We start from the raw sequence: 23419 nt of genomic DNA, 5'->3' as shown, positions 1-23419 counted from the left end.
CGATGAGGTCATGGCGGAGGTCGACTGACCTGTGGCCCTGAACGGCATCACCGCCGAAGACGAGAACCTGCGCCAGTGGCTGCTGCGCACCGCTGACGAGGACGGCCACGCCGTTGTCGAGATCGCGGGCGACAACGACGGCGCTCCCTACGCGTTCTCCGTCGGCGCGTGGCGTCGGTTCGGGGCCCCGGAGGCGGTGGTCATCGGCCTGCCGGTCGACCTGGCCCGGCCGCTGATCGACCTGTACGTGCGGAGGGCGAGCGCGGGGGAGCGGTTCTTCCCCGGCTTGCCCTACCTCGACTTCTTCGACGGCGTTCCAGTCGTGGTCGAACGCGTCCACAAGGGCCACTACCCGGAATTCCTCGGCAGCGCCTTCCTGCTCTACCCCTCCGGCGAGTTCCCGGCCCTGCAGCTGATCGTCGCGACGCCCCAGGGCAAGTGGCCGTGGAGTCCCGACGCGCCGAAGGGTTTCGACATCTGGCAGCCGGTTCTCACGAATAGCGGATTTCCGGAAAGCTGGCGGCCCGGTATAGACGGTCCATGACCACTCCAGCGCCGCGCCCTCGGCCACGGGACATGACCGAGGGCGAACTCGGTTTCGTGCCCAAGCCCGCTGTCCGCTGGCTGGCGCCCAAGGTGCTCATCAGTACCGGGATCCAGTCGGTGATCGCGACGATCTTCGGGTCCTACGCCGACAAGCGCGAACTCCAGGGCAGCCTCCCGGCCAAGATCCACCGCTACGACGACGATGACGAGCTCTGGATCGACTTCGTCGCCGACGTCGGGGACGGGTTCGATCCCACCTACTCGGTGGCCACCCTCCTGGCCGCGGACAAAATCGACATCGAGGGGCACGGCGAGCTGCCGCGCGGCAGGCTGCTGATCATGGGCGGCGACCAGGTCTATCCCTCCGCGTCCACTCAGAACTACGAGGACCGCACCAAAGGCGTCTACCGGGCCGCCTTCCCCGCGGCCGAAGGTGATCCGCCGACGCTGTTCGCGCTGCCCGGCAACCACGACTGGTACGACGGGCTCACCTCGTTCCTGCGCGTCTTCGCCCAACAGCGCGGCTTCGGCGGGTGGGAGACCGCGCAGGCCCGGTCGTACTTCGCCATCGAGCTGCCGCACCGCTGGTGGCTGTTCGCCATCGACACCCAGTTCGACGACTACGTCGACGCCCCGCAGCTGGAGTACTTCCGCAAGGCCTCCGCCGAGCTGCGGCCCGGCGACGGCGTCATCCTGTGCACGTCCGCGCCGGTGTGGGTGGACGCGGGCTCCGGTGGACACACCAAGAGCTACGACACCGTCGAGTTCTTCGACCGCGAGATCGTCCGCTCCCAGGGCGCCGAGATCCGGGTGATGCTGTCGGGGGACCGCCACCACTACGTCCGCTACGTCGAGCGCGGCGGCACCGGCCAGCGGATCACCTGCGGCCTCGGCGGCGCCTACCTCGCGGCCACCCATGAGCTGCCCGATGCGCTGACGCTGCCGCCGCGGACCTCGCGGGTGCGCGAGCCCGCGACACCGGTCGACTACGACATCGCCGAGCGCTACCCGGACCGGCCGACGTCGCGGCGGTTCGCAGGCGGGATCTTCCGGCTGCCGTGGCGCAATCCCGGGTTCTGGGCGCTCACCGGTGTGTTCCAGACCCTGATGAGCCTGGCCGTCCTCTATGGACTCGTGCAGGTCCTCGGCAGCCACGGCCCGTCGGGCTTCTTCGGGCTGGTCGCGAGCTGGACGCCCGCCATCCTGGTCGGCTTCGGACTGGTCCTCGGCGCGCTCGCCTTCGCCCGACTGGAGGACCCACGCCGCGGCCCCGCGGCGACCGTCGCGGGCATCCTGCACGCGGCCGCGCACATAGCCCTCAGCACGGGGTGGGCGTTCGCCGTCATCTGGCTCTACACCTCGGTTCTGCCCGACGGGCCGATCGGCGACTGGGCGACCCTGGTGATCGTCATGGTCGGCACCCCGCTGCTGATCGGGTTCCTCGACGCCGAGTTGGTCGCCGTGTACCTGATGATCGCCAGCCGGTTCGGCATCAACCTCAACGAGGTCATGGCCGGTCAGAGCATCGAGGACTTCAAGGGATTCCTGCGGCTGCGCGTCGACGACCAGGGCGGGCTGACGATCTTTCCGGTCAAGCTGGAGTCGGCCTGCCGGTCCTGGACCCCCGCCCCGGACGCCGCCGCGCACACCCCTTGGCTGGTCCCCGACGGCGAGCCGCTGCGGCCGGAACTCATCGAGGACCCGATCAAGGTGCCCCGCGCGCGGTGACCCGGCGTGTCCCCCGGGCAGGCGGCGCCGACCTGGGTACTCTCTCGAACGAGTGTTCAAGGTGGAGGAGAGTCGTGCGCGTGCTGGGAGTCGACCCAGGGCTGACCCGCTGTGGTATCGCGGTGGTCGACGGCGGGGTCGGGCGCCAGGTGCGCGCCGTGGCGGTCGATGTGATCCGGACCCCGGCGGACGACGAGCTGTCGGTCCGGCTGCTCAAGGTCGCCGACGCCGTCGAGCTGTGGTTCGACGAGCATCACCCCGAGGTGGTCGCCATCGAGCGGGTGTTCAGCCAGGTCAACGTCCGCACCGCCATGGGTACCGCCCAGGCCGCCGCGGTCGTCGCGCTGGCCGCGGCCCGGCGGGGCCTGCCGGTCATGTTCCACACCCCCAGTGAGGTCAAGGCGGCCGTCACCGGCTCCGGCCGGGCCGACAAAGCCCAGGTCACGACCATGGTCACCCGCCTGCTCGGCCTGACCGTCGCGCCCAAGCCCGCCGACGCCGCCGATGCCTTGGCCCTGGCCATCTGCCACCTCTGGCGGGCCCCGATGCGCAACCGCCTCGCCGAGGCCGAGGCGAAGGCGGCCGAGATCGCCCGCACCCACCGGGCGCGATTGACCGCGGCCGCCGTCTCCGCGCGCAAAGAGAACTCCCGAAAAGGGAAATAGTGGATGGGGCGTTCACGGTCGCAGGACGCCCAGTTCGCGGCCGCTTCGGTGCCGTCAAGCACGCCTTGAGGCAGAGCTCTGGGCGGCCGGAATCGGCCCCGGAGTGTCTCGGGTCGACGCCGAAGTGGATCCCCTAAGCTCGAACTAGTGTTCTCGACGACAAGGCAGGTACAGCGGTGATCTCCTCGGTGCGCGGCACGGTGGCGGCGGTCTCGCTCGACCACGCGGTGGTCGAGGTCGGCGGTGTCGGGTTCGCCGTGCAGGCCACGCCGCACACGCTGGCCACGCTGCGCCGGGGGGAAGAGGCGGCGCTGGCCACCGCGCTGGTGGTGCGGGAGGACTCACTGACCCTGTTCGGCTTCGCCGACACCGAGGCGCGGGATCTGTTCCGGCTGTTGCAGACCGTCTCCGGGATCGGGCCCCGGCTCGCCCTGGCGACGCTGGCCGTGCTGGAGCCCGACCAGCTGCGCGCCGCGTTGGCCGACGGCAACATCACCATCCTCACCCAGGTGCCCGGCATCGGCCGCAAGGGCGCCGAGCGGCTGATCATCGAGCTGCGCGACAAGGTCGGTGCCGTCACCTCGGGCGCCGAGCCCGCCGCGCCGGTCGGGCACGTGCGCGGGTCGGTCGTGGAGGCACTGGTCGGGCTCGGGTTCGCGGTCAAGCAGGCCGAGCAGGCCGTCGACGGCGTGCTCGCCCGCAACGGCGTCAGCGACACCTCCGCCGTGCTGCGTGAAGCGCTGACCACCCTCGGGCGCAAGCGCTGATGGACCCCGAGGAGTGGGAGTCCCAGCTCTCCCCGGTCGCCGAGCTCGGTGAACAGGACGACGAGACGACCCTGCGGCCGCGGCGGCTCGACGAGTTCGTCGGCCAGCCGCGGGTGCGCGAACAGCTCGACCTGGTTCTCCAAGGCGCGACCCGCCGCGGCTCCCCACCTGATCATGTGCTGCTCTCCGGTCCGCCCGGGCTGGGCAAGACCAGCCTCGCGATGATCATCGCCGCCGAACTGGGTCGCCCACTCCGGATCACCTCCGGTCCCGCCCTCGAACGCGCGGGCGACCTCGCCGCGATGCTGTCGAACCTCAGCGAGGGCGAGGTCATGTTCATCGACGAGATCCACCGCATCGCCCGCCCCGCCGAGGAGATGCTGTACCTGGCGATGGAGGACTTCCGGGTCGACGTCGTCGTCGGCAAGGGCCCCGGCGCCACCAGCATCCCGTTGGAGATCGCCCCGTTCACCCTGGTCGGGGCCACCACCCGCTCCGGCGCGCTCACCGGTCCGCTGCGCGACCGCTTCGGCTTCACCGCCCACATGGAGTTCTACGAGCCGCACGAACTGCGGCGAATCCTGCGGCGAAGCGCCACGATCCTGGGCGTCGATCTGTATGAGGACGGCGCCGAGGAGATCGCGGGCCGCTCGCGCGGCACACCCCGCATCGCCAACCGGCTGTTGCGCCGAGTGCGTGACTTCGCCGAGGTCCGCGGCGACGGCACAGTCACCCGCGACGTGGCCAAGGCCGCCTTGCAGGTCTACGACGTCGACGAACTCGGGCTCGACCGGCTCGACCGCGCGGTGCTCGGCGCCCTGGTCAAGTCCTTCGGCGGCGGCCCGGTGGGCGTGTCGACGCTCGCGGTGGCCGTCGGTGAGGAACCGACCACCGTGGAGGAGGTGTGCGAGCCGTATCTGGTCCGGGCCGGGATGCTCGCGCGCACCCCGCGCGGCCGGGTCGCGACCGCCGCGGCGTGGACTCACCTGGGTCTGCCCGCCCCGATCGAAGCCTTTGGGCAGGCTGGGCCTACTCTGTTCGATGAGTGACCGACCGCGTGTGGGTCGTGTTCGCACCGCTCACACCTGGCACACTCGGGTGATACAACCCGAACAATCGGACTTTTCCCGCGCTCGCCGGGATGGGTTCCCGAACGGAGAGAAATGAATCAGGCTTTGCTCCCTCTGCTCCTCGTCGCTGTGCTCGCGATCCCGCTGATCCTGGGGTCCCGCAGGCAGAAGAAGGCGATGGCGCAGCAGCAGGAGCTGCAGGACTCGCTCGCCGTCGGCGACCGTGTCATGACGACCTCCGGCATGTACGGCACCGTCTCCGACACCTCGGACTCGGCCACCATCAGCCTCGAGATCGCCCCGGGCGTCGAGACCGAGTGGCTGCGTCAGGCGATCCGGGAGAAGGTCGGCCCGGACGAGCACGAGGACGATGACGACGAAGCCACCGACACCGCGGACACCGACTCGACCGCCCAGGTCGCGCCCCCGCTGGACCACGGCAAGTAGTCCGTAAACAGTTATCCGCGGGGTGACCCAGGCAACACTGGGTTCACTTCGCAAGAGGTACGCTGCGCCCTCACCCACACGTGTGACTCGGGTGTGGGCGCAGCGTCATGACCGCCAAGTGCTGGTCGACCGCGCCCGCGCGGGAGACATGCGTGCACATCCGAAGCTAGCCGAGGAGACGGACCGACCGTGGCACCACCGGCCGGGCAGATCCGCCCAGGACGCTATCTGGCGTTCTTCGTAGCAATTGTCGCTGTCCTGTACTCCCTGGTGTTCTTCACCGGGGACGGCCTGGCGAAGCCCAAGTTGGGCATCGACCTGCAGGGCGGTACCCGGGTCGTGCTCACCGCGCGGACCGAGAGCGGCGATCCGACGAAGGAATCGCTCAACCTGGCGCGAGAGATCATCGAGACGCGGGTCAACGGCAGCGGTGTCAGCGGCGCCGAGGTCATCCTCGACGGCCAGAACATCGTCATCACCGTCCCCGGCGAGAGCGGCGAGAAGGCCAAGGACCTGGCCCAGCCCGCCCAGCTGCGGTTCCGCCCGGTCATCCAGGCGATCCCGGCAGGCCCGCTGGAGCAGACCACGACCCCGCCGACCAGTGGTGCGCCGACCTCGGGCGCCCCGACCTCGGGCGCGCCCACCTCTGGTGCGCCGACTTCGGCCGCGCCGCCTACGGCCGGTGCTCCGACCTCGGCCGCGCCGCAGGGCCGCCCGGCTCCCGCCCAGGCACAGCAGCCGGCGCCGACGACCACGGCGGCCCAGCCGCCCGCGTCGGACCCGGCCGCGCCGCCCGCCCCGATGCCGACGACCGAGGCGTGCACGAAGTACGCCGACATCCTGAAGGACCCCAAGGCTGAGGACGGCGCGCAGATCACCGCCGCCAAGGCCTGCCGTCAGGACCCGAAGCTGGCTCCGAGCAAGGGCGCTGACGGCGCCGAGGTCCCGGCCGACCAGTCGGTGCAGCTGGCGGCGCTGACCACCCTGGACTGCACGCCCGGCAAGCAGGACCCGCTGGTCGGCAACGACGACCCGACCCTGCCCGTGGCCGCGTGCGACCAGGATGGCAACGAGAAGTTCATCCTCGGCCCGTCGTTCCTGGAGGGCAAGGAGATCAGCGGCGCGATCGCGCAGGTCGACACGAGCGGCGTCGGCTATGTGGTCAGCTTGAGCTTCACCAACACGGGCACCGAGATCTGGTCGAAGTACACGGCCGCGCACGTGCAGGAGCGCGCCGCGTTCGTGCTCGACACCGCGGTCGTGTCCGCCCCGACCATCCAGGGCGTCATCAACGGCGACACCCAGATCACCGGCGGCGAGGGCGGCTTCAAGTCGGCGGAGGCCACGAAGCTGGCCAACGTGCTGAAGTTCGGTTCGCTGCCGATCTCGTTCGAGCCGTCGGAGGCCGAGACCGTGTCGGCGACGCTGGGCCTGTCGTCGATGAAGGCCGGTCTGCTCGCCGGTGGTATCGGCCTGCTGCTGGTGTTCGTGTACTGCCTGTTCTACTACCGCCTGCTGGGCGTGCTGATGATCCTGTCGCTCGTGCTCTCCGGCATCGTGGTCTTCGCGGTGCTGGTGCTGCTGGGCCGCTGGATCGGGTTCACTCTCGACCTCGCCGGTATCGCCGGATTCATCGTGGCGATCGGTATCACCGCGGACTCGTTCGTCATCTTCTTCGAACGGTTGAAGGACGAGATACGCGAGGGCCGGACATTCCGGTCCGCGGTGCCCAAGGCGTGGATCCGGTCGCGGCGGACGATCCTGTCCGCCGACGCGGTCCAGTTCCTGGCCGCCGCGGTCCTCTACGTGCTGGCGGTGGGGCAGGTGCGCGGGTTCGCGTTCACCCTGGGCATGTCGACCGTGCTCGACCTGGTCGTGGTGTTCCTGGTGACCCACCCGCTGCTGGCGATCGCCTCGAAGTCGAAGTTGCTGTCCAACTCGAAGCTGTCGGGCCTCGGCGCTGTCCAGCGGCCGACCGCGCGCCCCGCGGCGCGGGTCGGCGCGGGTTCCGCCGCCGCGAAGGAAGTGTGACGTGTCCAGCAAGGAAAGCGTGTTCACCCGCCTCTATGTGGGCAACGGCGCGTTCGACATCGTCGGCAAGCGCAAGCGCTGGTATGTGATCTTCGGCGGGATCGTGCTGATCTGTCTGCTGTCGATCACCTTCCGGTGGTTCAACCTCGGCATCGACTTCGAGGGCGGCACGAAGATCTCGATGCCCGCGGCGAGCGCCTCGGGCCCGATCTCCACCGAGCGGGTGGAGTCGGTGTTCCGCGAGGCGGCGGGCAAGGACCCGTCGGCGGTGCAGCAGGTCGGCACCGGTGGCTCCGCAAGCATCCAGATCAAGTCCGAGGCCCTGTCGGTCGCCGAGGTCAGCAAGATCAAGAACGCGCTGTTCGAGCAGCTCAAGCCGCAGGGGTCGGGCGGCGAGTCCAGCGTCGCGCAGATCAGCGACAGCGCGGTGTCGGGTAGCTGGGGCGGGGAGATCAGCAGGCAGGCGCTCATCGCGCTGGCCGTGTTCCTCGTGCTGGTGACGATCTTCCTCGCGCTGTACTTCGAGCGGCTGATGGCGATCGCGGCGATGCTGTCGCTGCTGCACGACATCGTGGTGACCGCCGGTATCTACTCGATCATCGGCTTCGAGGTCACCCCCGCGACGGTGATCGGTCTGCTGACCATCCTCGGCTTCTCCCTCTATGACACCGTCGTCGTGTTCGACAAGGTCAAGGAGAACACCCGGGGCCTACTCGGGCTGACCCGCCGCAGCTACGCCGAGGCGGCCAACCTCGCGCTGAACCAGACCCTGCTGCGGTCGATCAACACCGCCCTGATCGCGCTGCTGCCGGTCATCGGCCTGCTCGTGGTCGGTGTCGGTGTGCTCGGTGTCGGCACGCTGCAGGACTTGGCGCTCGTGCAGGCCACCGGCATGCTCGCCGCCGTGCTGTCCTCGATCTACCTGGCCACCCCGCTGCTGGTCGACCTCAAGATGCGCGACGCGAAGTACAAGCAGCAGGCCGAGCGGGTCGCCCAGCGCAAGGCCAACCAGGCCCGCAAGGCCGAGCTGGGCAGCAGCCTCGATGCCGCCGAGAAGGCCGAGTCCGAGCTGGACCTCGACGACGACGAGGCGGTCAACGCCGAGGTGCGCCGCGAGAAGGCCATGGCCATCGCGGCCGGGGTCCCGTCGCGCACGCCCAAGGCCAGCGACGCCAAGCGCAAGCCAGGCGGAAGGCCCTCGGGCAAGCGGAAGCGCTGACCGCGTGCTCCTGGAGAACGCGCTCGCCCTGGTTCGGGAAGTCCCTGACTTCCCGAACCAGGGCGTTCTCTTTCGCGACCTGACCCCGCTGCTGGCCGACGGCGACGCGTTCCGTGCGGTTGTCGACGCCCTGGCCAAGGACATTCCGGCCGAGGTGACCACGGTCGTGGCCCTGGAGGCCCGCGGTTTCCTGTTCGGCGCCGCGCTGGCGGTCGTGCGCGGCTACGGCGTGGTCCCGGTGCGCAAACCGGGCAAGCTGCCCGCCGTGGCCGACCGGATCACCTACGACCTCGAATACGGCTCGGCCACTTTCGAGCTGCCAGAAGGCGCGCTGCGCGCCGGGGAACAGGTCGTGGTGGTGGACGACGTTTTGGCCACCGGCGGCACTCTGGAAGCCGCCATGGGGCTGGTGGACCGGGCCGGAGCGAAGGTCGCGTCGGTGGCCGTCGTCCTGGAAATCGGAGCGCTGGGCGGTCGGCGTCGACTAGGCGCCGCGAACCTGACAGCGCTTCTGACCGTCTGACTAGGTCACTTAGGCGCCCCAGCGGACGTTCGACACCAGTTCCGGAGTTATCCTCGGTACCCGGGCCACACCAGTGACCCGGCGACCGACTGCCGGGAGCCTGGGTGACCCACGACGTTGACAGCGCGGCGACGGGGGCCGGTGAGCCGCTCACGCCCGCAGGCCGCGAGCCCTCCGCGACTCGTCGCGTTCGCGCCCGCCTGGCCCGCAGGATCACCGCGCAGCGCGCGGCCCCGGTCAAGCAGGTACTCGAACCCCTCGCCGCCGTCCACCGGGAGCTGCACCCGAAGGCCGACCTGGCCCTGCTGCAGCACGCCTACGACGTGGCCGAGGAGGCGCACCGCGAGCAGCGGCGCAAGTCCGGCGACCCGTACATCACTCACCCGCTCGCCGTGGCCACCATCCTGGCCGAGCTGGGCATGGACACCACGACGCTGGTCGCGGCGCTGCTGCACGACACCGTCGAGGACACCGACTACTCCATCGACCGGCTGCGCGCCGACTTCGGCGACGAGGTCGCCCACCTGGTCGACGGCGTCACCAAGCTGGACAAAGTGCAACTCGGGTCCGCAGCCGAGGCCGAGACCATCCGCAAGATGGTCATCGCCATGGCCCGCGACCCCCGCGTGCTGGTCATCAAGCTGGCCGACCGGTTGCACAACATGCGCACCATGAGGTTCCTGCCGCCGGAGAAGCAGGCCAAGAAGGCCCGCGAGACCCTGGAGGTGCTGGCCCCACTGGCCCACCGGCTCGGCATGGCGACGGTCAAATGGGAGCTGGAGGACCTGGCCTTCGCCATCCTGCAGCCCAAGAAGTACGACGAGATCGTGCGCCTGGTGGCCAACCGCGCGCCCTCGCGCGACACCTACCTGCGCACCGTGGTCGACCAGCTCGGCGCCGACCTCGGCGGCTCGCGGATCACCGCGAAGGTCGAGGGCAGGCCCAAGCACTACTACTCGATCCACCAGAAGATGATCGTCCGCGGCCGCGACTTCGACGACATCCACGACCTGGTCGGCGTGCGGATCCTGGTCGACGACGTGCGCGACTGCTACGCGGCCATGGGCGTGGTGCACGCGCTGTGGCAGCCGATGCCCGGCCGCTTCAAGGACTACATCGCCCAGCCCCGCTTCGGCGTCTACCAGTCGCTGCACACCACGGTGATCGGGCCGGACGGCAAGCCGCTGGAAGTGCAGATCCGCACGCACGAGATGCACCGCACCGCCGAGTACGGCATCGCCGCGCACTGGCGCTACAAGGAGACCAGGGGCACCCACAGCGGCGCCGATGTCGACGAGATGGCGTGGATGCGCCAGCTGCTCGACTGGCAGCGGGAGGCGGCCGACCCCGGCGAGTTCCTGGAGTCGCTGCGCTACGACCTGGCCGCGCGGGAGATCTTCGTCTTCACGCCCAAGGGCGACGTGGTCACGCTGCCCGCCGGGTCGACGCCGGTCGACTTCGCCTACGCGGTGCACACCGAGGTCGGCCACCGCTGCATCGGCGCGCGGGTCAACGGCAGGCTCGTCGCCCTCGAGCGCAAGCTGGAGAACGGCGAGGTCATCGAGATCTTCACCTCGAAGGCCGAGGGCGCGGGGCCGTCGCGCGACTGGCTGGCCTTCGCCGGGTCGCCGCGGGCGCGGGCGAAGATCAAGCAGTGGTTCGCCAAGGAGCGCAAGGAAGAGGCGATCGAGGCCGGTAAGGACGCGATCACCAAGGAGGTCCGCCGCGTCGGCCTGCCCATGCAGCGTTTGGTGTCCGCCGAGTCGGTCAACGCCCTGGCCCGCGAGCTGCGCTATCCCGAGGTCAGCGCGCTCTACGCGGCGGTGGGGGAGGGCCACACCTCCGCCCGCCACGTCGTGCAGCGGCTCGTGGCCCTGCTGGGCGGGGTCGAGCACGCCGAGGACGAACTGGCCGAGCGGTCCACCCCGTCGACCATCACCCGGCGCCGCAGCTCGGGCGACGCGGGCGTCATCGTCAAGGGCGCCAGCGACATCTGGGTCAAGCTGGCCCGCTGCTGCACCCCGGTCCCCGGCGACGACATCCTCGGCTTCGTCACCCGCGGCGGCGGTGTCTCGGTGCACCGCACCGACTGCACCAACGCCGACGACCTGATGGACTCGCCGGAGCGGCTGCTGGAGGTCGAGTGGGCGCCGTCGGAGACGTCGGTGTTCCTGGTGGCCATCCAGGTCGAGGCGCTCGACCGGCACCGGCTGCTGTCGGACGTGACGAAGGTGCTGGCCGACGAGAAGGTCAACATCCTGTCGGCCACGGTGACCACGTCGCGTGACCGGGTGGCGGTGTCGCGCTTCTCGTTCGAGATGGGCGACCCGAAGCACCTGGGGCACGTGCTCAAGGCGGTGCGCGGCATCGAGGGCGTCTACGACGTCTACCGGGTGACATCGGCGTCCTGACGTCCGTTTCGTTCAAGACGCGCGGGTTGGGCCGGGCCTACGTTGGCCTGGTGACTTCCTTTTCGCGCGCTTCAGACTTCATCCTGCGGACCGCCCGCCTGCTCGACCGCCGCCGCTTCGACTTCCTGTTCGGCGCGGGCTCACCCGACGCGGTCCTGGCGGCACTGGCCCCCTACCGCAACCCGGACGGCGGCTACGGCAACGCCTTGGAACCCGATGGCCGCGGCCCGGGCAGTCAACCGGTGACGGTTTTGGCGGCCTTGAACATCCTGCACGAGGTCGGCGCGGCCCCGGACGGCGTCGCCGACTACCTGGAGTCGGTCAAGGCCCCGGGCGGCGGTGTCCCTTTTGTCCATCCAAACGCGACGGACTTCCCGCGCGCGCCTTGGTGGGTAGTGCCCGCGGTCTATGAGGGTTCGCTGCTGCCCACGGCGAACCTGGTGGGTGCGCTGTGGCAGGCGGGCGCGACCCACCCGTGGATCGACGGCGCGGCGGAGTTCTGCTGGCACCGCATCGAGTCGCTGACCAACACCCACCCGTACGAAGCGTTGGCGTGTATCGAATTCCTGGACCACGCCCCGGACCGCGACCGGGCTTCCCGTGCCGCCGCGTCGATCGGCTCGATCGTGCGGTCCCGCGGCCTGGCCCGGATCAACGGGGTCGCGACCGTGCCGGACGGCTACGCCGAGGGCGAGTTGCACGATCCCCACGACTACGCGCCTTCCCCGGACAGCCTCGCCTACGAGTGGTTCAGCGCGGCCGAGATGTCGGCCAGTCTGGACGCGCTGGCGTCGGCTCAGGGCCAGGACGGTGGCTGGCGGGTGCGGTGGCCCGCGTGGACCCCGGTGACGGAGTTCGAGTGGGCGGGCTGGATGACCGTGCACGCGCTCAAGACGCTGCGCGCCCACGGCCGAGAAGTTCGGTGAGTGTTGTGCCCGCGAGGGCTTTGACCTCGCGGGCAAGGTGGGCCTGGTCGGCGAACCCGCACTCGTAGGCGACGGCTCCGGCCGGTCGGCCCGCCCGGACGGCGTTGAGCGCGCGGTCGAACCGCAGGACCCGGTGCAGAACCTTGGGCCCGTACCCGAACGCGGCAGCGCTGCGCCGAAGCAGTTGCCGCTCGCTGAGCCCGATGGTGTCGGCGATGTCGCGCACCTTCCCGGTTCGGCAGGCCAGCCCCCGAATCGCGGCGACCGTCGGGTCGGGCCGGACGGGGAAGGCGTCGAGCAGGAGCCGGTGCGGATCGGGGGAGTGGGCGAGTCGGTCGGCCAGCTCACCGGCGTCGGCCCGGAAGTCGGCGAGATCGACCCGCCCGTCCCGGATCGCGTCCGCTGGTACCCCCACCGCCGCCGCTCCAGGCAGGAACCGCAATCCGATCAGCGTCCCGGGTTCCCCGATGCCCACCTGGGCTGTGGTGTCGGGGCCCGCGACGAACAGCCGCCCGCTCTCGCGGTGCCAGATCACGTCCGCGCACCCGTCCGGCACGACCCGGTGCTCGACGGGCACGTCAAGCGTCCGCGACCACAGACAGGCGATCCCCGGCCGTCCCGCCGAAGTCTCCCGATACCCCATGTTCGGCACGATGCCACGCCCCACCGACAAGGCCCGTTCGCAGGCTTCGTGAGGCGGCTCACTTGTCCGCAATCTTTGTGAACATGTACGTTCATCAAGCGGTCGCCTGGGTGGTTCAACGGCCGCGACTCCTCGGGCAACGCCTTGCCCGAGGTCGGGTTCGGTTCTCTGGAGGGGGTCGGGGACATGACTGTCCTCGCGTCTGCTCGTGCGCGCGGAAGAAGCCTGGTTCTGGTCTTGATCGTCGCGTTGGCGGCGCTGGGGGTGGTGCCGCCGGGGTGGATCGCGGTGTCGGGCCCGGCGGCCGGTGGCGCGGATGGGGCGGTGACGGCCCCTGAGCATCCGGAGGGCACGTCGTTCAACCCGAACCAGATCAAGGACATCAAGGCCGCCGATCCGGGCACCGGGGTGAACCTGGTCGAAGCCCCCTCGGCGAACAACAGCGGTGACGCGCGGATGTCGTATCCGCTGGAGGTGCCGAAGGGCCGCGCGGGCCTGGAGCCGAAGCTCGCCGTCGGCTACAGCTCCTCGGGGGCGAACGGGTGGCTCGGCGTCGGGTGGGACGTCAGCACGCCGATGGTCACGGTCGACACGCGGTGGGGTGTGCCGCGATACGACGCAGGCCTGGAGACCGAGACCTACCTGCTCAACGGTGAGCAGCTGACCCCGGTCGCGCACCGGAGCGAATTGCGGGCTCGGTCAGCGGAGAAGGTGTTCCACAGCCGGGTGGAGGGCCGGTTCGACCGGATCGTGCGCCACGGCGACAACCCCACGAACTACTGGTGGGAGGTCACCGACAAGCAGGGCGTCCGCACCTTCTTCGGCGGCGCGGCCGACAGCACGCTGGCCGACGGCACGGGTCGCATCGCCACGTGGGCGGCGCGGGAGATCCGCGACGGCAACGACAACGTCATGCGCTACCGCTACGCCAAGGTGGCCGACGGCGGCTCGGCGGGCTCGGCGGTGCCGGGCAGCAACCTGTACCCGCAGAAGATCACCTACACCGGCCGGGGGACACCGACGGCAGGTACTCGGTGACGTTCATCCGCGACCGTGAGCGCGGCGAGGCCCGACGCGGCGACGTGCAGATCGACGCCAGGAACGGGTTCAAGAAGGTCACCGCCGACCTGCTGCGGCGGGTCGAGGTCAAGCTCGATGACCAGCTGATCCGCGCGTACGAGCTGAACTACCGCACCGGCGCGTACGCGAAGACGCTGCTGGCGTCGGTGTCGCAGTTCGGCGAGGACAACCAGGTCTTCAATACGCACACGTTCGACTACTTCGACGATGTCCGCGATCAGGCGGGCAACTACAACGCCTTCAACGACGCCGCGGGCTGGTCGGTGCCCGATGACGACCTCGGTGTGAACATCCGCGAAGGCGAGGCCAGCGCGATCTCGGCGAACACGTCGGTCGGTTTTGGTGCGCATCTGTTCGCCGGCTACAACGTGCAGGGGCTGCCGACCAAGGAGGGCAGCGTCGGGTTGAAGGTCGGGTTCAGCGCGGGCCAGTCCGACGGCCTGTCGACGTTGGCCGATGTGAACGGCGACAACCTGCCGGACAAGGTGTTCCGCAAGAACAACGAGGTGTTCTACCGGCCCAACCTGGCCAAGCCCGGTGGTGAGCCGAAGTTCGGCGACACCCCGGTCAAGCTGACCAACCTGCCGGGTATCTCGACCGAGCGCACGTTGTCCGGAACCATCGGCATCGAGTCGTACGTCCTGACCACGTCGGCCCAGCTGGATTTCGTGGGCACCACGACCACGTCGGACCGGTTCCTCCACGACGTCAACGGTGACGGCATCACCGACCTGGTGAACAACGGCGGCGTGCTGTTCGGCTACCTGGACGCCAATGGGCAACCCGCCTACAGCGCCGACTCCGCGCGCACTCCGGCACCGGTCGGGGGCGGTGCGGTGACCGGCGAGATCGTCGGCGACCAGACCGCACAGTTCAACCAGCAGGTGGACAACTCGCCGCTGCTGGACTCGGTGCGCCGCTGGGTCGCGCCGTTCGACGGCAACGTCCGCGTCGACGGCCGCGTGCAGCTGACCCAGGACCCCTCCCCGGCGCGGGCCGCCTACACCAAGGCCGACGGTGTTCGGGTCACCATTCAGCACAAGGACGCCGAGCTCTGGGCGCAGCGGATCGGCCCGGAGGACCACACCGCGTTCACCCCGGCCAATGTGGCGTCGATTCCGGTGAAGAAGGGCGAAGCCCTCTACTTCCGCTCGCAGTCCATTTTGGACGGCAAGTACGACACGGTGGCGTGGGACCCGACGATCACCTACACCAACATGCCGACCAGCACGGACGTGAACGGCCTGCAGAACACCGTGTTCCGCGCGTCGTCCGACTTCACCTTCGGTGGCAGGCCGTCGCTGGTGACGGTGCCGGTGAACGGCACGCTGCGGCTGACCGGTGATGTGCTCAAGAACAAGGCGACCTCGGACGACGTGACCGTCGTGATCGAGAAGGGCAACGGCGTCCACGCGGGCACGGAGGTGTTCCGCAAGGTCCTGCCCGCCGCGTCGACCGGTACTTCCGCGATCGACGTGAGCATTCCGGTCAGCATGTTCGAGAAGATGTCGTGGAAGTTGAAGACCGACTCCCCGATCGACGCTTCTGCGGTGAGCTGGGCGCCGAAGGCGCACTACACCGCGGCGCAGGGTGTCGAGTCGCTCGTCGATGCCGCGGGCAACCCCACGCTGGTGATCACCCCGCCGTACGACCTGGACATGTACCCGGCGAACACCCTCACCACCCCGCAGCAGTCCTACAAGGCGACCAAAACCGGCCAGGTGAAGGTGCGTCCGAAGGTCGCGTTGCAGTTCGGCACCATCAACGGGAACGGCAAGATCGCGTTCACGGTGAAGAACCGCCAAGGGCAGCTGCTCGCCAAACGGATCGTCGAGATCACCAACGGCCAGTACGGCAAACCGGGCGAGAAGTTGGACCTGACCGTGCCCGTCACCGTCGGCGACGAGCTGTTCTTCGACCACTCCACGACCGACCCCAATCTGCTCGGCAGGATCGCCGAACAGTCGGCGGGGGTCACCTACGACCTGACCTCGTACTTCCCGACGTTCACGCCTGCGCCGAGCGCGATGCACGGCTCCGTCGCGCAGGGCGCGTTCGCACAGCCCTACCGTGGCTGGGGCGTGATCGGCTACCAGGGCAACCGCGACCGCGCCACCCAACCGCTCAAGCAGCTTGAACTCACGCTGGACCAGAGCTTCAAGGACGCGCTTCCCAAGGAGCCCAAGGAAGCCGACGTTCCGGGATTCACCGCGAACCCCCGACTGAACATGCCCCGACTGGCGGTGTTCGCCCCCAACCCGACCAAGGGCGGCTGGGCCGCGCAGGACGAGTCCTCCTGGATCACCGCCGCGATGGCGACCAGTTCCCGCCTCGGCGCGGACACCATCGACATCGTCACCGACGCCGACGTGGCGGGCGACCGCGCGGTGATGCGCCGGGGTGTCACCGGCCAGGTGTCGGCCACCCTCGCCGCGGGCCCGTTCGGTGGCACCGTGGTCGGCGGGATCACCGCGGGCTCGGTCGACTACCTCGACCTCAACGGTGACCGCTTCCCGGACGTCGTCGGCGCCAAGGAAATCCAGTTCTCCGACTCGACCGGCGCGCTCGGCGCCACGCGCGGCACCCTCGGCGGCAACGTCCGCGAGTCGGCCAACGTCTCCGGCAACGTGTCGTACTCCGCCGGTAGCGAGTCCGCCACCATCGCCAGCGCACTGGGCATGGCCGCGCCCGACGCGGGCACCAGCGCCAATACCGCCTCCACCGGCTCGGTCCAACCGTCTCTCGGCATCGGCGGCAGCCTCGGCGGCGGCGAGTCCGACACCAGTCTCGAACTGATGGACATCAACGGCGACGGCCTGCCGGACAAGGTGTTCGGCAACGGCGACGCCCAGCTGAACCTCGGCTACTCCTTCGCCGCACGCGAACCCTGGGCGGCCGGAGCGATCAACGACGCGTCCACCCGCAATGTCGGCGTCAACCTCGGATTCAACGTCGACCGCTACGGCTTCGCGGGCGGCCTGTCCGCCGAGCTGGGAACGTCGTTCACCAACGTGAGCATGATGGACGTCAACGGAGACGGCCTCACCGACCGCGTGTTCACCGACGGCGCGAACCCGATCAAGGTCGCGATCAACACCGGCACCTCCTTCGCCGCGCCGACTCCCTTCCGCGGCAGCTTCGCCGACATCGCCGTCGACAAGAACGCCAGTCTCGGCGCGGGCGTCTACTTCACCGTCGGCCTGCCCACCCCCGTCGGCGTCTTCGTCTTCAACCCCGGCGTCAACGCCTCCACCGGCATCAGCCGAGCCGAAACCATCCTGCGCGACGTCAACGGCGACGGCCTCGCCGACCATGTCAAGTCCACTCGCGACAACGAGTTGTTGGTCGCGGTCAACAAGACTGGCCGCACCAACCTGCTCCGGGCCGTCTCCCGGCCGATGGGCGCGCGCATCGATCTCGACTACACCCGCACCGGCAACACCTACGACCTGCCCGACTCGAAGTGGGTCCTGTCCCGCACCTCGGTGTTCGACGGCCACACCGGCGACGGTGTCGACAACCAGGTCTCCACATATCGCTACGAGAACGGCAAGTACGACCGGGGCGAGCGCGAGTTCCTCGGATTCGGCAAGGTCATCTCGGAGGTCCGCGACCCCGGCGCCGGAGATGCCGTCTACCGCGCCGTGACCGACGACTACCGCACCGACGGCTACTACACCCGTGGCCTGCTCACTCGCACCCGCACCACCGATGGCGCTGGGAAGCCGTTCGTGGAGACGGTCAACACCTACCGGCTCCACGACACCGCCACTGGCACAACGGCTGATCCGGTAAGCCCCACCGCGACCGTGTTCCCCCAGTTGACCCGCGCGGACAAGAAGTTCTATGAGGGCGCGCAGGAACCCGCGAAGACCACGCACACGGTGATGGCCTACGACGAGTACGGCAACCTGACGGGTTCGTTCGACGCCGGGGATGAAGGCATCGAGGACGACGTCCAGACCGACTTCGGGTACACCACGTCCGACCAGGCGTGTCGGGACCGCAACCTGGTCGGGTTGGCCAGATCCGTGTCCCAGCGCGCGACCGCCACAGACACCCCGCTGCGGTACCGCGAGTCCACGGTGGACTGTGCGACCGGGGAGACCCGGCAGATCCGGGCATTCGTGACCCAGACCGACATCGCGGTGACGGACCTGGAATACCACCCGGACGGCAATCTCAGGAGTGTTACCCGCCCGGCGAACAAGGCTGGTCAGCGGTACAAGCTGGAGTACGGCTACGACACCGTCGTCGGCGTGCACGTCGAGTCCGTTGTGGATAGCCTCGGCTACCGATCGACGGCCACGCACAACATCAAATACGGTCTTCCGGACCGCACCGTCGACCAGAACAATCAGCAGCTTCTGCGCTCCTACGACACGGTCGGCCGCATCGACACCATCACGAGCCCGTACGAGATCGGAACGGGCCGACCGACCATCGACTTCGACTACCACCCCGAAGCCGCTGTCCCATACGCGGTGACCCGCCACACCGACCGCTCAGCGGCAGGCCTGCGCACCGACACCATCGACACCGTCACGTTCACCGACGGCGTCCAACGCGTCGTGCAGGTCAAGAAGGACGCCACCGTCGCCACCAACCCCGGCGACACCCAGGCCGCGGTGATGACCGTCTCCGGTCGCACCAAGGTCGACGTCCTCGGGCGCGTGGTGGCCGCCTACCAGCCGATCACCGAACCGATCGGCGCGGCCAACACCACGCTCAACCCGACGTTCGACTCGGTGGCACCGACCCGCACGACATTCGACGTCCTGGACCGCGCGGTCACCTCTACGTTGCCCGATGACACCGTCTCCAAGACGGAGTACGGCTTCGGCCCCGACCGTGCGGGCATCACCAGGTTCCAAACGACCGTCACGGACGCCAATGGCAAGCAGCGCCGCACTTACACCGACGTACGTGAGCTGACCACCGCGGTCAAGGAGTCCAACCCCTCCGGTGGCCAACAGGTCATCTGGACCAGCTACGCCCACGACCCGGTCAAGCAACTCACCGCCGTCGTCGACGACCAGAACAACACCACCCGCGCCGAATACGACGGCCTCGGCCGCCGAACAGTGCTCGACAACCCCGACACCGGCCGCGTGGAAAGCCGATTCGACCTGGCGGGCAACGTCATCGCGAAGATCACCCCCAACCTCCGCACGGCCGCGAAGCAGGTCGAGTTCGACTACGAATTCACCCGCCTCCGCGCCGTCCGCTACCCGACCTTCCCGGCCAACGACGTCACCTACGGCTATGGAGCCCCCGGTGCCACCGACAACACCGCCAACCGCATCGCGGAGGTCCGCGACGGCGCAGGCACCGCCACCCGCGGCTACGGCCCGCTCGGCGAACTGACCCGCGAAACCCGCACAGTCAGCTTGCCCAACCAGGCCGCGAAGCAGTTCACCACCCGCTGGGCGTACGACTCGTTCAACCGGGTCCTGCACATGACCTACCCCGACGGTGAACAGCTGACCTACGACTACGACACCGCCGGACTCGTCTCGACGGCGACCGGTGTCAAAGCCGGAACCAGCTACACGTACCTGGCTCGCACGGACTACGACAAGTTCGGCCAGCGCCTGATGCAGGAAACCGGCAACGGAGTCCGATCCACCTACACCTACGACCCCGCCAAGCGCCACCTCGCCACCCTGAAGTCCAAACTGGCCGACGGCACCGCGTTTCAGGACATCACCTACACCCGCGACAACGTCGGCAACATCACCAGGCTCACCAACGCGGCGCCCGCGTCCGGCGGAATCGGCGGCCCGAGCACCCAGAACTACGGCTACGACGATCTCTACCGCCTCACCTCGGCGGGCGGTGAGTATGTCGGCGCCGACGCCAAGTCGAACCGCTACACGCTGTCGATGTCGTACGACTCGATCGACAACGCCACGTCGAAGGTCCAGGCCCACACCATTGTCGGCAGCGAGTCCCAATTCACTCTGGCCGCCTACGACCAGGGCCAGCCCCTAGGCCCGATCGAGCCCGTCGAGGACTCGTCGAACCCGCTGGATGTCCAGGACAAGACCACCTACTCCTACGACTACGCCTACAGCGGAAGCCACCCTCACGCCCCCAACCGGGTCGGCCCGATCACCCAGGCATACGACGCCAACGGCAACCTCACCGACACCGTCAACACCGCCATCACCCCGGCCAAACGCCGCCAGTACGTCTGGGACGAAGACAACCGCCTGGCCTGCAACGAAGACCACGCGACCACCGCCGTCGCCCAGGACCCGACCGGCTGCGCGAACGCCACCGTCAAGTACCTGTATGACGCCAGGGGCGACCGGGTCGCCAAACTCGGCAGCGCCACGTCGATCTACCCGAACAACACCTACAGCGAACGCGACGGCACCGGCTTCAAACACATCTTCATCGGCGACGCCCGCCTTACCACCAAAACCGTCAAGACCGACGCCACCGCCGAAAACGACCAGTCCTACTACCACGCGGACCACATCGGTTCCGCCGGATATGTCACCAACGACCGCGGCGAACTGGTTCAGCACCTCGAATACTTCCCCTTTGGTGAACGCTGGGTCGAGGAACAGGTCGCAGGCGCCACTCCCACTCCCTACAAGTACACCGGCAAGGAAGCGGACGAGGAAACCGGCCTCAACTACCACGGCGCCCGTTACTACAACCCCAGAACGCAACTCTGGGCATCACCCGACCCCGCCATCCCCGATTTCATGTCCGGCTACACGGCCGCGGGCGGGATTCAGAACCCCCGCAACCTCGCCGCCTTCACCTACACCCACAACAACCCGATTCAGCTCACTGACCCAACGGGCAGGGAGCCCCGGCAGGATCCCACCGAATGGTTGCTGGCCACAGCTCTGGGCGAACTCGGTCAGGGTGCGGGCGCGCCGGACGGCGACACGAAGTACGGCCGGTGGTATGAGCCGAATGCTCCAGCCGCGGCCTGGTGCGCGCGATTCGTCTCCTGGGTCTTCTGGAAGGCCGGTCAACCGCTGCCCGACATGCAAGAGGGCGATTCGAGCGACACTGGATTCCAATACACCGTAGCGGGTGTGGAGTGGGCGAAGGAGAATGGCGCCTGGCACGACGGTGTCGACGGTATTCAGCCAGGAGACATCGTGATGTTCGGCTGGAACAATGGTGGTGATGAAGTGGATCACACCGGTATCGCCATGACCGGCGTCAATGAAGACGGAAAGGTCGTCACCATCGAGGGCAACGGATCCGAAGTCGAAGTCAGCATCTATAATCGCGGCCCCAATGTGATCGTGGGCTACATCCGACCGCGCGACGAGTCTCCCTCGGCTCGTCACCTCGAGTGACTCGCCGTGTGACATAGCGATCGCGTTCGGCGTTGATCTGTACCGGAAGTTCGGGGAGGAGAGTTTGCAAATTGAGAAACCTCAACCTACATATCCGGAACAACTTGGAGTGGCTGGGCCGTAATGGGAGCGAGCTGATCAAAGAACGGCCGAAGTAGCGATCCGGTGGTGGTCGGGTCAGGCGCCCGACCACCACGTGGCCGTGAACATTCGTACAGATCACCGATGCCCGCCCCTCGTCAGAGGGGCGGGCATCAGTGATCGTCGATGTGGAAGCTATCCGTCGGTCTTGGCGGTCTGGATCTTGACGGGGACGGTCGGGGCGCCGTCCTGCTCGCCGCGCTGGGGGGTGATGCCGCCGTTGGCGACCTTGTCCAAAACCGCAAGACCGGCGTCGTCGATCGTGCCGAAAACGGCGTAGGTCGGCGGGAGCATCGAGTCGGCGTAGACCAGGAAGAACTGGCTGCCGCCGCTGTTGGGCCTGCCCGTGTTGGCCATGGCGACCGTGCCGCGCGGGTAGATCACCGCCTCGGCGACGCCGGAGGGCTTCAAGGTGCCGGGGTTCTCGTCCGGGACCGTATAACCGGGGCCGCCGATGCCCTTGCCGGTCGGGTCGCCGCACTGCAGGACCTTGAGGCTGTCGGCCGACGTGAGTCGGTGGCACGGGGTGTCGTCGTAGAACTTCTTCGACGACAGGTGCAGGAAGCTCCGGGCGGTGCAGGGCGCGGTGTCGGTGGCCAAGGTGATGCCGACGGCGCCTAGGTTCGTGGTCAGGGTGACCTTCGCCGGGGCGTCCTTGGCTCGTTCCGCGGGCTTGCCCACGTCGCGGCCATCAGGTGCGGGTTGGCCGGTCGCGGTGGCGTAGCGGCACGCCTTGCCGTCGCCTGCCGAAGTCTTGCTGGTCGAACCCGAACTCGAACCCGAAGCCGAACTGGCGGCAGCAGCGGTGGTGGTCGTGCTGCCATCCGTCGAGTCCGCGCCGACCGGGTTGCCGCTGGTGGCCGTCGAACAGCCTGCGAGGGCCACCAGCAGCACTCCGGTCAGCGCGGTACGGGACATGCTCAGGCCACCGTCACGGTCTTGATCGCGACGGGGTTCTTCGGGGAGCCGTCGCCGGGAGCGCCCTGGCTGACGGTGCCCGTCTTGGCGATCTCGTCGATCTTCTTGAGGCTCTCGGCCTCGACCGTGCCGAACACGGTGTAGTTCGGCGGCAGTTCGGCGTTGCCGTAGACGATGAAGAACTGGCTGCCGTTGGTGCCCTTGTTGGTCTGCGGGTTCTTGCCCGCGTTCGCCATCGCCAGGATGCCGCGGCCGTACTTGATCTCCGGGAAGACCTCGTCGTCGAAGCTGTAGCCGGGGCCGCCGCTGCCCTTGGCGGTCGGGTCGCCGCACTGCAGGACCTGGATGCCCTCGGTGGTGAGGCGGTGGCAGGTGGTGTCGTTGAAGTAGCCCTGCTTGGCCAGGCTCACGAAGCTGTTGACCGTGCACGGCGCCAAGGCGCGGTCCAGGGTGATCTTGACGTCGCCCACGGACATGCCGATGGTGGCCGCGATGGTGCCCTCGGCCGAGACGTTGTCGGTCGGCGGGGCCTGCGCGGGCTTCGAGGCGGGCTTGCCCTCCTCGACCGGGTAGGCGCAGGTGGCCTTCGCGGGCAGCGCGGTGGGCCGCTTGGGCACCGCGGCGAGCTCGGTCGGGATGTTCGCCGGGGTGGCGACCTGGTCCGGCGCGGGCTCGGTGGTCGGGGCGGTGCTGGCCGCGGGGTCGATCGTGTCGTCGCCGCTGCGGTTGGCCAGCCAGTAGATCAGACCCACCACCAGCACGACGCCCGCGACGGTGCCCACGACACCGAAGATCCGGCGCTTGCGCGCACGTTCGGCCCGGTTCGCCAGCTGACGTTCCAGCTTGCGCTTGGCCGCCTCTCTGCGCTGCTCGTTGCTCGGCACCTGGCATCCTCCCTGACCTACACGTTCCTGGCAGGCGCGCAGTCTATTGGTGACCCCGGTAAGAACCGTGTGGTGGTACCGCCCACTAG

Annotated in this window: 16 protein-coding genes; 13 read left to right on the top strand and 3 right to left on the bottom strand. The window is 68.8% G+C overall.

Annotated elements, in window-relative coordinates; translation table 11 throughout:
* The first annotated feature begins 31 nt into the window (after nucleotides 1–31).
* The 11 genes from BN1701_RS14570 (at nucleotide 32) to BN1701_RS14520 (ending at nucleotide 12333) form a co-directional block, all read left to right on the top strand.
* Nucleotides 32–544 carry a DUF4262 domain-containing protein gene (locus tag BN1701_RS14570; protein WP_054049202.1) on the top strand — a complete coding sequence of 171 codons (513 nt, stop codon included), beginning with the start codon at nucleotides 32–34 and terminating at the stop codon, nucleotides 542–544.
* On the top strand, nucleotides 541–2274 hold the full coding sequence (locus BN1701_RS14565; protein ID WP_157367981.1) for a metallophosphoesterase: 1734 nt from the start codon (nucleotides 541–543) through the stop codon (nucleotides 2272–2274). The genes BN1701_RS14570 and BN1701_RS14565 overlap by 4 nt, the downstream gene beginning before the upstream one ends.
* A gap of 74 nt (nucleotides 2275–2348) precedes the next feature.
* Nucleotides 2349–2939 carry a crossover junction endodeoxyribonuclease RuvC gene (ruvC, locus tag BN1701_RS14560; RefSeq protein WP_054049198.1) on the top strand — a complete coding sequence of 197 codons (591 nt, stop codon included), beginning with the start codon at nucleotides 2349–2351 and terminating at the stop codon, nucleotides 2937–2939.
* Between the two features lie 176 nt (nucleotides 2940–3115).
* Nucleotides 3116–3706: a Holliday junction branch migration protein RuvA gene (gene ruvA, locus BN1701_RS14555; RefSeq protein ID WP_054049196.1), complete on the top strand. Its 591-nt coding sequence runs from the start codon at nucleotides 3116–3118 to the stop codon at nucleotides 3704–3706.
* Entirely contained in the window at nucleotides 3706–4755 is a 1050-nt protein-coding gene (gene ruvB, locus BN1701_RS14550; protein WP_054049194.1) for a Holliday junction branch migration DNA helicase RuvB, read from the top strand. The genes ruvA and ruvB overlap by 1 nt, the downstream gene beginning before the upstream one ends.
* A gap of 114 nt (nucleotides 4756–4869) precedes the next feature.
* The gene (yajC, locus tag BN1701_RS14545) at nucleotides 4870–5223 is read left to right on the top strand and encodes a preprotein translocase subunit YajC (RefSeq protein ID WP_054049192.1); all 354 of its coding nucleotides are present in this window, start codon (nucleotides 4870–4872) and stop codon (nucleotides 5221–5223) included.
* Between the two features lie 189 nt (nucleotides 5224–5412).
* Nucleotides 5413–7254: a protein translocase subunit SecD gene (secD, locus tag BN1701_RS14540; protein WP_054049190.1), complete on the top strand. Its 1842-nt coding sequence runs from the start codon at nucleotides 5413–5415 to the stop codon at nucleotides 7252–7254.
* A gap of 1 nt (nucleotide 7255) precedes the next feature.
* Nucleotides 7256–8473 (top strand): protein translocase subunit SecF, encoded by a 1218-nt coding sequence (secF, locus tag BN1701_RS14535; protein ID WP_054049188.1) that lies wholly within the window; start codon nucleotides 7256–7258, stop codon nucleotides 8471–8473.
* A 4-nt stretch (nucleotides 8474–8477) separates the two neighbouring features.
* Nucleotides 8478–8996, top strand: a complete 519-nt coding sequence (locus BN1701_RS14530) for an adenine phosphoribosyltransferase (protein ID WP_054049186.1) — start codon at nucleotides 8478–8480, stop codon at nucleotides 8994–8996.
* A 104-nt stretch (nucleotides 8997–9100) separates the two neighbouring features.
* Nucleotides 9101–11407, top strand: a complete 2307-nt coding sequence (locus BN1701_RS14525) for a bifunctional (p)ppGpp synthetase/guanosine-3',5'-bis(diphosphate) 3'-pyrophosphohydrolase (protein ID WP_054049184.1) — start codon at nucleotides 9101–9103, stop codon at nucleotides 11405–11407.
* A 50-nt stretch (nucleotides 11408–11457) separates the two neighbouring features.
* The gene (locus tag BN1701_RS14520) at nucleotides 11458–12333 is read left to right on the top strand and encodes a hypothetical protein (protein ID WP_054055862.1); all 876 of its coding nucleotides are present in this window, start codon (nucleotides 11458–11460) and stop codon (nucleotides 12331–12333) included.
* On the opposite strand, the gene BN1701_RS14515 is transcribed toward BN1701_RS14520, so the two are convergent.
* Nucleotides 12296–12976, bottom strand: a complete 681-nt coding sequence (locus tag BN1701_RS14515) for an AraC family transcriptional regulator (RefSeq protein WP_067521202.1) — start codon at nucleotides 12974–12976, stop codon at nucleotides 12296–12298. The two genes, BN1701_RS14520 and BN1701_RS14515, sit on opposite strands and share 38 nt — an antisense overlap.
* Before the next feature lie 237 nt (nucleotides 12977–13213).
* On the opposite strand from BN1701_RS14515, the gene BN1701_RS37295 reads away from it, so the two are divergent.
* Nucleotides 13214–14014: a SpvB/TcaC N-terminal domain-containing protein gene (locus BN1701_RS37295; RefSeq protein WP_054049182.1), complete on the top strand. Its 801-nt coding sequence runs from the start codon at nucleotides 13214–13216 to the stop codon at nucleotides 14012–14014.
* The gene (locus BN1701_RS14505) at nucleotides 14011–21387 is read left to right on the top strand and encodes a toxin TcdB middle/N-terminal domain-containing protein (RefSeq protein ID WP_054049180.1); all 7377 of its coding nucleotides are present in this window, start codon (nucleotides 14011–14013) and stop codon (nucleotides 21385–21387) included. The genes BN1701_RS37295 and BN1701_RS14505 overlap by 4 nt, the downstream gene beginning before the upstream one ends.
* A gap of 276 nt (nucleotides 21388–21663) precedes the next feature.
* Here the strand turns inward: BN1701_RS14505 and BN1701_RS14500 are convergent, their stop codons facing one another.
* Both BN1701_RS14500 and BN1701_RS14495 read right to left on the bottom strand, forming a co-directional pair.
* Nucleotides 21664–22446, bottom strand: a complete 783-nt coding sequence (locus BN1701_RS14500; protein WP_054049178.1) for a peptidylprolyl isomerase — start codon at nucleotides 22444–22446, stop codon at nucleotides 21664–21666.
* 2 nt (nucleotides 22447–22448) lie between these two features.
* Nucleotides 22449–23330, bottom strand: coding sequence for a peptidylprolyl isomerase (locus tag BN1701_RS14495; protein WP_054049176.1), 882 nt, complete (start codon nucleotides 23328–23330; stop codon nucleotides 22449–22451).
* Nucleotides 23331–23419 lie beyond the last annotated feature (89 nt).

The sequence above is a fragment of the Alloactinosynnema sp. L-07 genome (assembly GCF_900070365.1).
GTDB lineage: Bacteria > Actinomycetota > Actinomycetes > Mycobacteriales > Pseudonocardiaceae > Actinokineospora.
Note: the sequence above shows the minus strand (reverse complement) of the source record. Positions and strands in the feature narration are given on the sequence as shown.